Source organism: Microbulbifer sp. TB1203 (genome assembly GCF_030997045.1).
In the GTDB taxonomy this organism is placed as follows: Bacteria; Pseudomonadota; Gammaproteobacteria; order Pseudomonadales; family Cellvibrionaceae; genus Microbulbifer.
Map to the genome: position 1 here is coordinate 2,911,610 of NZ_CP116899.1, position 12,585 is coordinate 2,924,194.

Genomic DNA, 12,585 nt, shown 5'->3' on the forward strand with positions numbered 1-12,585 from the left:
GCAAGCAGGCTCCTACTGTACCGAGGCAACCTCGATGATTTTTACGTGAAAGTTCAGTGTCTGCCCGGCCAGCGGGTGATTGAAGTCCACGGTGACCTCATCGTCGCCCACCTCGCGGATCACCCCGGGCAGTTCGCCGCTACCGTTGTCGAACGAGACTACCAGACCCGGCTCCAGTTCGATATCCGGAGAAAAGTGGTCCCGGCGCACTTTCTGGATATTGCTTGGGTTGCGCTGGCCGAAGCCCTGCTCCGGGGATATTTCTATCTCCGCCTCATCCCCGGCTTTCAGCCCGAAAAGCGCCCGCTCGAAGCCCGGCAGCAGGCTGCCATCGCCCACCAGGAAGGTGGCCGGATCGCCCTCGAAGGTCGAATCCACTTCGGTGGCGTCGTCCAGTTGCAGACTGAAATGCAGGGTCACCCGGCTGTGTTCGCCGATCACATTGTTGCTCATCTCAGACTTCCGCACTCTCATTCGAGTCCTTGCCGCGTTCGGCGAAGAACAGCAGTTCGATCACCAGCATGGCGGCACCGACACTGATGGCCATGTCCGCCACATTGAATACCGGGAAGCTCCAGCTGCCGTAATACACGGAGATAAAATCCCGCACATAACCCAGCAGCATCCGATCCCAAAGGTTGCCGAGAGCGCCGCCCAGAATCAGCGCCAGGGCAAAAGGCTCCCAGCGCTTCGCCGCCGGCAGGCGCCACAGCCATACGCTGACCATAGCGCTGAAGCCCAGCGCGATGGCGCCGAAGAACCAGCGCTGCCAGCCGCCGGCGTCGGCGAGAAAACTGAACGCGGCTCCGGTGTTTTCCGCATAGGTGAATTGCAGCAGGCCGGGAATAATCTGCAACGGCGGGCCGAAGCGGAACTGCTCCACTGCCCACACCTTGGTGGCGATATCCAGGCCGATCACCACCAGCGCCAGCCAGTACCAGCGCCAGGGCGGCATCAGGATTTTACGCATAGCGTCTCACCTCACCCTCGCCCGCGACGTTTTCCACACAGCGGGAACAGATTTCCGGGTGTGCCGGGTCGGCCCCCACATCCTCGCGGTAGTGCCAGCAGCGCGCGCATTTGGGGTGGTCCACCCGGTGCACATTAACTTTCAGTCCGGCCAGCTCGGTGGCCTCCGCGCCGGCGGCGTCCGTGAGCCTCTGCACCGAAGTGGAGGAGCAGATCAGCACGAAGCGCAGCTCGTCTTCCAGTTCGCACAGTTTTTCCCGCAGGTCGTCGTCGGCAAACAGGGTGACCGCCGCCTGCAGGGAACCGCCGAGTGCTCCGGCGCCGCGCTGTTCTTCTAGCACTTTGTTCACTGCGGTCTTGACCCGGGCGATGGCGGCCCAGTAGTCCGCACCCTTGGCGGCGTCCGCGGGCAGTTTCGGCAGTGGGTACCACTCCTCGAGAAATACGCTGTCGCGGTTGTTGCCGGGAATAAACTGCCACAACTCCTCGGCGGTAAAGCTGAGGATCGGCGCTATCCAGCGCACGAACGCCTGCACGATATGATAGAGCGCCGTCTGCGCCGAGCGGCGCGCGGCGCTGTCGTCCCGCGTGGTGTACTGGCGGTCCTTGATGATGTCGAGATAAAAACCGCCCATCTCCACCACGCAGAAGTTGTGCAACTTCTGGTAGATCTGGTGGAACTGGTAGTTGTCGTAGGCAGCGATTATTTCGTCCTGCAGACGCGCGGCCGCGTCCAGCGCCCAGCGGTCGAGCGCCAGCAGTTCCCCCTCCGGCAACAGGTCCTTCTGCGGATCGAAGCCCGCAAGATTGGAAAGGAAGAAGCGAGCGGTGTTGCGCAAGCGCCGGTAGGAGTCGGCGGTGCGCTTCAGAATTTCCTCGGATACCGCCATTTCGCCACTGAAATCGGTGGCCGCCACCCACAGACGCAGCACATCCGCGCCCAGCTTGTTGATCACGTCCTGGGGCGCGACTGTGTTGCCGATGGACTTGGACATCTTGCGGCCCTGGGCGTCCACGGTGAAACCATGGGTGAGCACCTGTCTGTAGGGCGCGGCATCGTTGATGGCGATGGAGGTTTTCAACGAGGACTGGAACCAGCCGCGATGCTGGTCGGAGCCCTCCAGGTACAGGTCCGCGGGGAAGCGCAGGCCGTCGCGGCGCTCCAGCACCGCGTAGTGAGTGACACCGGAATCAAACCACACATCCAGGGTGTCGGTGACTTTCTGGTAGTGCTCCGCGTCGTCACCCAGCAGTTCGCGCGGGTCCAGGTCGAACCACACATCCATACCGCCGGCTTCCACCAGTTCGGCAACCCTGTCCATCAGCGCCGGGGTATCCGGGTGAATCTCGTGGGTCTCTTTGTGCACGAACAGCGCGATGGGCACGCCCCAGGTGCGCTGGCGGGAAATACACCAGTCCGGGCTGGCGTCGAGCATGGCATCGATGCGCGCCTTGCCCCAGCCGGGAATCCACCGCACTTCGTCCGCGGCTTTCCGAGCATGATCCAGCAGGTCGTTCTGCTGCATGCTGATAAACCACTGGGGCGTCGCGCGATAAATCAGCGGCGTCTTGGTGCGCCAGCAGTGGGGGTAGCTGTGCACCAGCTTGTCCTGATGCAACAGAACGCCTTTTTCCCGCAATAGTGCGACGATCTTTTCGTCCACCTTGTACACGTGCTCGCCGGCAAAAATGGGCACGCTGTCGCGGTAGACGCCGTTCTCATCCACGTAATTGAGCGTATCAATACCGTACTTCTTGCCCACCACGAAGTCATCCGGGCCGTGGTCCGGGGCCGTGTGCACGCAGCCGGTACCGGCGTCGGTGGTGACGTGGTCGCCGAGCACGATGGGCACCAGCTTGTCGTAGAAGGGGTGGTGCAGTTTCAAATGTTCCAGTGCCGCGCCTCGGATATGGCCCACCACTTCGCCTTGCAGGCCCGCGCGCTCCAGTACCGCGTCTTTCAGATCCTTGGCCACCAGCAGGCGCCGATCGCCGGCCTGCACCACCACGTATTCCAACTCGCCGTTGACTGAAACCGCCTGGCTCGACGGCAGGGTCCAGGGAGTGGTGGTCCAGATCACCACGGAGAGTGGTCCGTCGCCCGCATGGCCACCGGCCGCGTCGGCGATCGCCAGCGCGGTTTCCTCGGTGACCGGGTAGCAGACATCGATGGAGTAGGAGGTCTTGTCCTGGTACTCCACTTCCGCCTCCGCCAGCGCAGAGGCGCCCACCACGCTCCAATACACCGGCTTGAAACCGCGCGCCAGGTGGCCGTTTTTCACCACGCGGCCGAGGGCGCGGACGATGTCCGCCTCGAACTGGAAATCCATGGTGCGGTAGGGATTGTCCCAGTCGCCGAACACGCCCAGGCGAATAAAATCCTTTTTCTGCCCCTCCACCTGCTTGGCGGCGTAGTCGCGGCACTTCTGGCGGAAGGTTTTGTAGTCCACCTTGGCGCCGGCCTTGCCGATTTTCTTTTCCACCCGGTGCTCGATGGGCAGGCCGTGGCAGTCCCAGCCGGGTACGTAGGGGGCGTCGAAGCCGCTCAGGGTTTTCGACTTGACGATAATATCCTTGAGAATCTTGTTGACCGAGTGACCGATATGAATATCACCGTTGGCGTAGGGCGGGCCGTCGTGCAGGATAAACTGCTCGCGACCGGCGCGCGCCGCGCGGATCTTTTCGTAGAGCTTGCCCTGCTGCCACTTCTGCAAAATCGCCGGCTCCCGCTGCGGCAGATTGCCGCGCATGGGAAACTCGGTATGGGGCAGGTTCAGGGTCGTTTTGTAATCGGTCATCGGGTGTATTGCTTAGCTCTGTAGGATGGGCAAAGGAGCGCAGCGACGTGCCCATCTTCGGCGGTTTTGATGGGCACGCTGCACTTTGCCCATCCTACTTTTTTCACCCTTAGGGGTGATTGGCGAACCACTCTTTGGCATCGCGGATATCCGCGGCGATTTGTGCCTTCAATAATTCCAGGGAGGCGAATTTCTCCTCGTCGCGCAACTTGTGGCAAAACTCCACAGCGATTTCGCGGCCGTACAGGTCGCTGTCGAAATCGAACAGGTGCACCTCCAGCAGCGGCTGCGCGCCCTCGCCCTCCACCGTGGGACGGAAGCCCACATTGGCCACGCCGGCGAGTTCCCTGCGTTCCCCCAACAGCGGCCTGTCGTCGGTGCGCCGCACCTTTACCGTGTACACCCCCACCAGCGGCGAGCGGTAGCGGTGCAGGCGCACATTGGCGGTGGGCGCGTCCAGCTGCCGGCCCAGGGCGCGGCCGCGGGCCACCCGCCCGGTAATCCGGTAGGGCTTGCCCAACAGCGCCTCCGCCAGGGCGAAATCGCCGTCCTCCAGCGCCTCGCGAATGCGTGTGCTGCTCACCCGCGCGCCCGCCACTTCCACCGTGGCTGTGTCCTCCACCGAGAAGCCGGCGTCGACACCGGCCTCTCGTAACAGCTTATAGTCGCCGCTGCGATCGCAGCCGAAACGGAAATCATCGCCCACCACCAGATGCCTGATTCCCAGGCCGTCCACCAGTATGCGCTGGATAAACGCCTCGCCGCTGAGGTTGCGCAGCTTTTCGTTGAACTGTAGGCACAGCACCCGGTCCACCCCGGCGCCGAACAGCGCCAGCACCTTCTCCTTGAAGCGCATCAGCCGCGCCGGCGCGCGCTCGCCGGAAAAGTACTCGTGGGGCTGAGGCTCGAAGATCACCGCCACCGAGGGCAGCCCGGACTCCCGCGCCCGCTGGTTGAGTTGCGCGATAATCGCCTGGTGGCCCAGGTGCACACCGTCGAACGAGCCGATGGTGGCCACGCAGCGGCGGTGCCGGGGATGCAGGTTGTGCAACCCGCGAATCAGTTCGCGCTCGGGGGCCAAGGTGCTCTTCCCATCCTCATAAAACAAGCGGCGCAGTATAGCGGATTAAGGGGGGAATGCTGAATGATGAATGATGAATGCGGAATGCGCGGTCAGGCTTCTACCGATCCGGAAGGCCGGTGGCCACGGGGCGGCTCCAGGGAGGGATGATCGCGGCCACGAGCCACCACCATGGCACACAAGCCGCGCCGCGTATTCCGCATTCATCATTCCGCATTCCCCATTCCGCTAAAGTGGCGCGGTCGCAACCCCGATACCAATAACACCAGGACATAGGTGCCGGCGCCGGCGGCCACCAGCAGGCCCATCCGCCAGGCCCGCTGCCACCAGGACCAGTCGCTCCACTCCGGCCAGTAGTGCAGCGCCGCCAGCAGCAGCGCCACCATCGCCAGGTTGGCCAACAGCAGGCGCAGCAGATAGCGGCCCCAGCCGGCCTCCGGGCGGTAGACGTCGTCCCGGCGCAGCCCCTTGTACAACAGCCATGCATTGATCGCCGCCTGCGCCGCGGTGGCCAGGGCCAGCCCCATATGTCCGAGCCGGAAGTAGTAGTTGAGAGGAATCACCAAAACCAGGCTCAGCACCATCTTCGCGGAAATGGCGATCAGGCCGAAACGCACCGGCGTATAGGTATTCTGGCGGGCGAAATAACCGGGGGCCAACACCTTGATCAACATAAAGGCCAGCAATCCCAGGGAGTAGGCGCGCAGGGACCAGGCAGCCATCTGCATATCCCGCACGGTCATCTCGTCGCCGTGCAGGAACAAGGTGGTGAGCAGCGGCTCCGCCAACACGATCAGCGCCACCGCCGCCGGCAGCGAGATCAGGGTCACGCTGCGCAGGGCCCAATCCAGGGTGTGGCGGAAGCGCCGCGGATCGCCGTCCGCGTGCTGGCGGGACAGGCTGGGCAGGATCACCGTGGCCACCGCCACGCCGAAGACCCCCAGTGGCAGCTCAGTCAGGCGATCGGAATAATAGAGCCAACTGACACTGCCGCTGGGCAGGAATGAGGCCAGAAAAGTGTCCAGCAGCAGGCTGATCTGGGTCACTGACACACCGAAGATCGCCGGCGCCATCAGCCGCAGAATCTTGCGCACTCCCGGGTACTCCCAGTCCCAGCGCGGCCGCGGCAGCAGTCCCTGGCGCACCAGGAAAGGCACCTGGAACAGCAACTGCACCACCCCGGCGGCGAACACTCCCCAGGCCAGGGCCAGCACCGCCGGATCGAACCACCCCGCGGCCACTGTGGCGGCGGCAATCAGCACCAGGTTGAGCAATACCGGTGTCAAAGCCGGCACCGCAAAGCGGTCGAAGCTGTTCAGCACCGCACCGGCGAAACCGGTCAGGGATATCAGCATCAGATAGGGGAAGGTGATGCGCAGCATATCCGTGGCCAGGGCGAACTTTTCCTGCTCGGAGCCGTGCCACCACCAGCCGAAGGCGAACAATCCAGTGACCAGCGGCGCGCACACCACCGCGAACAGGGTGACCACCAGCAGAGAGCCTCCCAGAGCCCCGGCCACCCGGTCGTTCAGCTCACGGGCCGCGGCGATGCCGCCGCGCTTGCGATACTCCGCCAGCACCGGCACAAACGCCTGGGCAAAGGCCCCCTCCGCGAACAGGCGGCGAAAGAAATTGGGAATCTTGAAGGCCACGATAAAGGCGTCGGCGGCATCGCTGGCGCCTACGAAGCGGGCCACCACGATATCCCGCGCCAGGCCCGCGATCCGCGACAGGAAAGTGGCGCCCCCGACGATGGAACTGCCGTGCAGCAGCCTGGCGGCGCCGGACTTCTCGCTGGGCTTCTGCGGCGTGTCTGGGGGCTGGGACAAAACGGGCTTTCCTTAATCGGGTCACTGTTCGGTGGCCGGCAAGTCTACCGCAATTCGGCCCGGCCAGGGGTGGCCTGGCGTGGCCCGGCCTGGCGTGGCCCGGCCCAGCTCCCTACTGGAAACGTATACGGACACTATACTCACAGTGAGCTAGTGGCGCGTCCCAATGGATTGGCGGCGTAAGGAGATACGGATGACCATCAACGCACTGATTATCGCTCTGGCGCTGGCAATTCTGCTGTATGCCGCAGTAGCGCTCGGACCCCGTCCCCAACGTGTGCGCGTGCGCATCGAAGCCCCCCGGGACCGCCGCTACCGCCGCCGATACCGCTGACATCCCCACCGCCATATTTCGCCACAATTGAGCGCAGATTTGTCCCACTGGCGCCACGCCAGTGCCGTCTTGCGGCTTTTAAATAAGCCTCGACCGGGCCGGAATACAGAGTTGGCCCAGATCGAGAGACACAAAAGACCGCAAGGAGACAAATCATGAAAAAAGCACTGATGGCCGTAGCTCTGGGTTCCCTGATCACCACCGGCGCCCAGGCAGAGGAATTCCAGGGATCGAAACTGACACAGGCCAAACAGGCCACCGTATTCACCGGCGCCGCCATCGCGGGCGCCGCCGTGGGAGGCCCGGTGGGATTTATCGCCGGCGCCCTGGGCGGGGCCTGGCTGGGCGAGCAGATTGAACAGGCAGAAGAGGCGACTATGCTGGCATCACAACTCACCGAAAGCCGCGCAGAGCTGAGCACTCTGGCGCAACAACTGGACGCAGCCCGCCTGTCGGCCAACGACGCCAGCGAGCTGGCTGTGGACTCCCTCCAATTCCAATTGCTGTTCACCACCGGTGACGACCAACTGCAGGAGGGGCAGTTACACCAGTTGTCTGCGCTGGCGGATTTCCTCCAGCGCCACCCGCAGGTCGAAGTGCACCTGGAGGGCCGCGCCGACCCCCGCGGCAGCGACGGCTACAACAACGTCCTCTCCGACCAGCGCGCCCTCTCCGTGCAGCGCGCCCTGGAGACCTTCGGTGTGAACTCCGGCCGCATCAACCGCCGCGCCCTGGGCGCCAGCCAGTCCCAGGCCCCCCGCGGGGACGCGGACGCCTACGCGCTGGAGCGCCGCGTGGATATCCACTTCAGCCTGCCGGAGTCCATGGCCGGGAATTTTTAAACCCCCGGGACCGCGGAGCTCGGGACCCGGGACCCGGGACCCGGGACCCGGGACCACGGCATTAAAGAGCACATAGGACTGCAAATCCCTCTCGACTCGCTCTTGTCCGAACCCCTGTTGTACTTGCTGTACCTTGCGGGCACTCTGCGCCCGCCTTTTTGATTCCGCGTGAATAAGGCATCATTCGTCATTCCGCATTCACCATTCCGCATTCCATATGACTGCCACCATTGCCATCGTCGAAGACGAGCGCGCCATCGCCGAGAACTACCGCGACGCCCTGCGCCGCAGCGGCTACCGGGTCGACCTCTACAGCTCGCGCCCCGAAGCCCTGGGTGCCTTCCGCCAGCGACTGCCGGACTTGGCGGTGATCGATGTCGGCCTGGGCGCGGAGATCGAGGGCGGTTTCGAGCTGTGCCGGGAACTGCGCGCCATGGCCCCCACCCTGCCGATCCTGTTCCTGACCGCGCGGGACTCCGAACTGGACATCATCTCAGGGCTGCGCCTGGGCGCCGACGACTACCTGACCAAGGACATCTCCCTGCCCCATATGCAGGCGCGCATCAACGCCCTGCTGCGCCGGGTGAGCGTGTTGCGGGACCAGAGCGACGACGGCGAGACCCTCGCCCAGGGCCACCTCGACCTGGATATCTCCCGCCTGCACTGCCGCTGGCGCGGCGAGCCTGTGGACCTGACCGTCACCGAGTTCTGGATAGTGCACGCCCTGGCGAAAAGGCCTGGTCACGTGAAATCCCGCAGCCAGCTGATGGAGGCCGCGCGGGTGGTGCTGGATGACAACACCATCACCTCCCACGTCAAGCGTATCCGGCGCAAGTTCCAGGTGCTGGACAAGGATTTTGACGCCATCGGCACTGCTTACGGTATGGGTTACCGGTGGCAGGTGTAACGCGGGGAGCGCCGAGCCCCAGCTCGGTATATGGCGGATGGCTGTGTGCAACGTTGCCGAGTTGGGGCTCGGCGCTCCCGGCAACAGCAAAACCATGAAACTCCGCCGCCAACTCCTGCTCGTGAGCCTGGTCTCCCTGGCTCTGCCCTGGGCCGGCTGCCAGTACCTGCGGCAGGTGGACAGCGCCCTCGCCCAGGGGCAGATACAGGCGCTGGAAGCCACCGCCAGCGCCGTGGCCGCCAGGCTCGCCAGCGCGCCGCAACTGATCGCGCCGGACCCGGAGCGCCAGGGGCGCCCCACCGGGGCACAGCTCTACCTGAACCCGCTGGATCAGGCGCCGGTCGTGGACGGTTACGGCGACGACTGGCGCCACTGGCGACTCCACCCCCGAACCCTGGCAGACGCCGGCGGCGAACCCCTGGCCCGCGTCACCCTCGGCCGATTTGGCGAACGGGTCTACCTGCTGCTCACTGTGCTGGACAAGACCCCCAGCCACCACGACCCTCGCACAGGCCTGCTCGCCAGTGGCGACGCCATCCAGCTGTATACAGCAACCAATCACTACACCCTGCCGGTGGCCAGCCAGGGCGCCGCCCACGCCCTGTGGCACAACTTCCGTCGCGGCACCCGCGAGCGCGAGCTGCGCCTGCGCGGCCGCTGGACCGCCTCCGCCGGTGGCTACCAACTGGAGTTGGCGCTTCCTTACACCCTGACCGGCGGCGAGCTGGCAATCGTCGTCGAGGACCGCGACGCCAGCGATGGCGGCACCCCGCAGCGCAGCGCCGGCACCCTGCCCGCGGACGGACTTCCGGGCAAACTGGTGCAGCCCCTGGCTCCGCTGCAGGCGGAACTGGAGCATTTCGCCCGCCCGCAACTGCAATTGGCGGTGGTGGACAGCGAGGGTTTCCTGCTCGCCTCCGCCGGCCAGGTTGAATCGGCAGACACCGATAGCGGCGATGTGCACTGGTTGCGCAACTGGATCTACCGGCGTCTGCTGGCGCGGGAAACACTGCCCCCGGCTCCCGAAGAAGGACTGCCACAGTCGATGATCGAAAGCCGGACCACCGCCCAGCAGTGGTTTCGCGGCCCGCGGGACAGCCGGATCGGCGCGGTGAGCACACCGGTGATCACCCGTGCGGACGACATCGTCGAGCGCCCACTCCTGGGCCGGGTGATCGCCATGCAGTCTGGTGACGCCCTGCAATCCCTGACCGGCTCCGCCGCCCACCGCCTGTGGCTGGTCACCTGCGCCGCCGCCGGTACCGCGCTGCTGCTGTTGCTGGGCTACGCCAGTTGGCTGTCCTGGCGCATCCGCCGGCTGCACCGGGCGGCGCGCAACGCCGTGGATGCCAGCGGCAGGCTGCGCGGCGACTTTCCCCGCGCCCGCCTGGGAGATGAGATAGGAGCGCTGAACCGGGCCTTCGCCAGCCTGCTCGCGGAACTGGACCAGTACCACCAGTACCTGCGCACCCTGGCCGGCAAACTCTCCCACGAGTTGCGCACCCCCCTGGCGGTGGTGCGCTCGTCCCTGGACAACCTGACCGCAGGAGAACTGGACGGCGACAGCCGCCGCTACGCGGAGCGGGCCATGGAGGGAGGCGCGCGGCTGTCCGGGATACTCAACAGCCTCTCCGCCGCCAGTCACCTGGAGGCGAGCATCCAGCAGGCGGAAACGGAGCCTTCAGCTCGCCATAAACAGGACTTCGACCTGGCGGATCTGCTGGAAGTGCTGGTACAGAGCTACGCCGATGCCCAACCACATCACCGCTTCGCCCTGGACAAGCCCGCAGGCGAACTGCCTGCCCACGGCGCACCGGAGCTGCTGGCCCAGTTACTGGACAAGCTGGTGGACAACGCCTGCAGCTTCGCACCGCCGGGAAGCGAAATACAGCTGGCGCTGGCCCGGGGAAGCGGCGAATACCGCCTCTCGGTCAGCAACGACGGGCCCCTCCTGCCAAAGGGCTTCTCCCACAAGCTGTTCGACTCGCTGGTCTCGGTGCGCGACGACGGCGGCAGGTCCGGCCATTTGGGGCTGGGGCTGCATATCGCCCGATTGATCGCCGATTTCCACGGCGGCCACCTGGGCGCCGCGGATCGGGAGGATGGCAGCGGAGTGGTCTTCACCCTGGGGCTGCCGCGCTGATCTTCCCTTCCGGGCCCCCGGCTCCCGGTGCCCTCCGGGCAAGCCGTGGCGGCCTGATGCCGGAGCCCGTTCGCTCAACAGCCTCATCGGCAAACGTTTCACGAACGGGCTCCGGCATCAGGCCTTCGCACCGGGCTCCGGCTTTCTTTCCGGGATCCGGGGCCCGCCATGGTTGACAAACAACCGGTCCTGGGGATAATGTCGCGTCCCAATCGGGCCCCGGGCCCGAAGATACAGATTTCAGAGATTCCAGACAGGAGCAATCGGTGGCCAACTCACCTCAAGCCAGAAAGCGCGCGCGCCAGAACGACAAGCGTCGCCAACACAACGCCAGCCTGCGCTCCATGGTGCGCACCTACATCAAGAAGGTAGTTGCGGCCATTGATGCAGGTGACGCGGAAAAAGCCAAGACCGCCTACGCGGAAGCGGTGCCGGTCATCGACCGCATGGCGGACAAGGACATTATTCACAAGAATAAGGCCGCCCGTCACAAGAGCCGCCTGAACGCGCAGATCAAGGCCCTGGCCACCTGATCTTCGCCGCGCAAGCGAGAATAAAAAGCCCCGCCAACCGACGGGGCTTTTTTTATGTCCGGCCGCGCTGCAACTCGCCCTCATATTCCACAAAACCATCCTCCACCGCCGGAAAGAGCCCCACCACCTCAAAGAAGGGACGGGTATAGATTTCACTGTCCCGCAGCGCATCGATCAGGAAGCGATAATCCCGCAGCGATGCGGTTTCGAAGACCGCAATATCGCTGCACTGGCCGCTAAACGCCTCCACGTCGTAAAAACGCACTGAAACCCGTGGGTAGCGGGCAAAGATTCCAGCGAGCGAATCGCTGAAAAATGCCCTGCGCTCCTCCCGGCTTAGGGACAGCCAGTGGCGCGTAGCGTTGAGATGCATAAAAAATGTATATCTGGTCGCCACAAAAGACCCCTCAGCGGTTGACCGCAGCCAGACCTCGATGGGGTGCGAGGAAGTCCAGCCAGCGTGCCAGCGCCGACCTTCCCGGGCGCAGCTCCGGCGCGCCGCGGGCAATGCCCCGCAGGACCAACTCGGCGGCGCGCTCGGCGCTGATCGCCCGGATATTCCGCGGCAGCCGGCCGCGGTGGAAATTGGTATCCACCAGTGGCAACAGTACCTCGCACACCTCCACCTTGGAATCCCGCAGCGCCCACCGCAGGCTGCGACTGTAAGAGTGCAGCGCCGCTTTGGCCGCGCAGTAAAATGCCTGCTCCGCCTTGGGCAGGTACACCAGACCGGTTGTGACATTGACAACCGCCGCGCAGGGCCGGGCGCGCAGACCGGACAATAGCTGAGTGGCCAGCATCACCGGCGCGGCAAAGTTCAGCGCCATATCCATCGCCAGCGCCGACTCTGCGTCGGCGGGATCGAGCAGATCGGCGGGGGACTTACCCCCGGCATTGTTGATAAGGACATTGAGTTCGGGGAAATCCTCGCCCAACCGGCGCACCAACTGGGCCCGCTGGGCGCTGTCGGTGATATCACAAGCGTGAGTGTGCAGGTCCGGCAACTCCGCCCTTGCGCGACTCAGCTTTTCCCTGCTGCGCCCACAGATGATTACTCTGTTGACTGCAATCAGCGATCGCGCCAGGGCCAAGCCGACGCCCTCACTGCCACCGGTGATCAGAATGGTATTGCCGCTCAGATGCATAAAC

General features: G+C 64.7%; 12 protein-coding genes. 5 read left to right on the plus strand and 7 right to left on the minus strand.

The window, feature by feature from the left end; genetic code table 11:
* Nucleotides 1–12 precede the first annotated feature (12 nt).
* The 5 genes from PP263_RS12145 to murJ form a co-directional block, all read right to left on the minus strand.
* The gene (locus tag PP263_RS12145; RefSeq protein ID WP_308363773.1) at nt 13–453 is read right to left on the minus strand and encodes a peptidylprolyl isomerase; all 441 of its coding nucleotides are present in this window, start codon (nt 451–453) and stop codon (nt 13–15) included.
* Between the two features lies 1 nt (nt 454).
* Complete coding sequence (gene lspA / locus PP263_RS12150) at nt 455–970, minus strand: signal peptidase II (RefSeq protein ID WP_308363774.1); 516 nt, start codon at nt 968–970, stop codon at nt 455–457.
* Nucleotides 963–3,767, minus strand: coding sequence for an isoleucine--tRNA ligase (ileS, locus tag PP263_RS12155; protein ID WP_308363775.1), 2,805 nt, complete (start codon nt 3,765–3,767; stop codon nt 963–965). Before ileS ends, lspA begins: the two co-directional genes overlap by 8 nt.
* 109 nt (nt 3,768–3,876) lie before the next feature.
* Entirely contained in the window at nt 3,877–4,848 is a 972-nt protein-coding gene (gene ribF, locus PP263_RS12160; protein WP_308363776.1) for a bifunctional riboflavin kinase/FAD synthetase, read from the minus strand.
* 206 nt (nt 4,849–5,054) lie between these two features.
* Nucleotides 5,055–6,677: a murein biosynthesis integral membrane protein MurJ gene (murJ, locus tag PP263_RS12165; protein WP_308363777.1), complete on the minus strand. Its 1,623-nt coding sequence runs from the start codon at nt 6,675–6,677 to the stop codon at nt 5,055–5,057.
* A gap of 193 nt (nt 6,678–6,870) precedes the next feature.
* On the opposite strand from murJ, the gene PP263_RS12170 reads away from it, so the two are divergent.
* The 5 genes from PP263_RS12170 to rpsT all read left to right on the plus strand — a co-directional run bounded on the left by PP263_RS12170 (nt 6,871) and on the right by rpsT (nt 11,436).
* On the plus strand, nt 6,871–7,011 hold the full coding sequence (locus PP263_RS12170) for a hypothetical protein (RefSeq protein ID WP_183462874.1): 141 nt from the start codon (nt 6,871–6,873) through the stop codon (nt 7,009–7,011).
* A 155-nt stretch (nt 7,012–7,166) separates the two neighbouring features.
* Nucleotides 7,167–7,853 carry an OmpA family protein gene (locus PP263_RS12175; protein WP_308363778.1) on the plus strand — a complete coding sequence of 229 codons (687 nt, stop codon included), beginning with the start codon at nt 7,167–7,169 and terminating at the stop codon, nt 7,851–7,853.
* A 217-nt stretch (nt 7,854–8,070) separates the two neighbouring features.
* On the plus strand, nt 8,071–8,760 hold the full coding sequence (gene pdsR, locus PP263_RS12180) for a proteobacterial dedicated sortase system response regulator (protein ID WP_308363779.1): 690 nt from the start codon (nt 8,071–8,073) through the stop codon (nt 8,758–8,760).
* A gap of 37 nt (nt 8,761–8,797) precedes the next feature.
* Nucleotides 8,798–10,903, plus strand: a complete 2,106-nt coding sequence (locus tag PP263_RS12185) for an ATP-binding protein (protein WP_308363780.1) — start codon at nt 8,798–8,800, stop codon at nt 10,901–10,903.
* Nucleotides 10,904–11,169: 266 nt separating this feature from the next.
* Nucleotides 11,170–11,436, plus strand: a complete 267-nt coding sequence (gene rpsT, locus PP263_RS12190; protein WP_308363781.1) for a 30S ribosomal protein S20 — start codon at nt 11,170–11,172, stop codon at nt 11,434–11,436.
* A 52-nt stretch (nt 11,437–11,488) separates the two neighbouring features.
* Here rpsT and PP263_RS12195 read toward each other — a convergent pair whose 3' ends face one another.
* Both PP263_RS12195 and PP263_RS12200 read right to left on the minus strand, forming a co-directional pair.
* Nucleotides 11,489–11,833 carry a darcynin family protein gene (locus PP263_RS12195; protein WP_308363782.1) on the minus strand — a complete coding sequence of 115 codons (345 nt, stop codon included), beginning with the start codon at nt 11,831–11,833 and terminating at the stop codon, nt 11,489–11,491.
* A 10-nt stretch (nt 11,834–11,843) separates the two neighbouring features.
* A complete protein-coding gene (locus tag PP263_RS12200) occupies nt 11,844–12,581 on the minus strand; it encodes an SDR family NAD(P)-dependent oxidoreductase (RefSeq protein WP_308363783.1) in 738 nt (245 codons plus the stop codon).
* Nucleotides 12,582–12,585: the final 4 nt, after the last annotated feature.

Coding starts and splice junctions, on each gene's coding strand:
- PP263_RS12200 (WP_308363783.1), bottom strand. CDS start 12,581: ATGCATCTGAGCGGCAATACCATTCTGATCACCGGTGGCAGTGAGGGC.
- pdsR (WP_308363779.1), top strand. CDS start 8,071: ATGACTGCCACCATTGCCATCGTCGAAGACGAGCGCGCCATCGCCGAG.
- PP263_RS12185 (WP_308363780.1), top strand. CDS start 8,798: ATGGCTGTGTGCAACGTTGCCGAGTTGGGGCTCGGCGCTCCCGGCAAC.
- PP263_RS12175 (WP_308363778.1), top strand. CDS start 7,167: ATGAAAAAAGCACTGATGGCCGTAGCTCTGGGTTCCCTGATCACCACC.
- lspA (WP_308363774.1), bottom strand. CDS start 970: ATGCGTAAAATCCTGATGCCGCCCTGGCGCTGGTACTGGCTGGCGCTG.
- PP263_RS12170 (WP_183462874.1), top strand. CDS start 6,871: ATGACCATCAACGCACTGATTATCGCTCTGGCGCTGGCAATTCTGCTG.
- ileS (WP_308363775.1), bottom strand. CDS start 3,767: ATGACCGATTACAAAACGACCCTGAACCTGCCCCATACCGAGTTTCCC.
- PP263_RS12145 (WP_308363773.1), bottom strand. CDS start 453: ATGAGCAACAATGTGATCGGCGAACACAGCCGGGTGACCCTGCATTTC.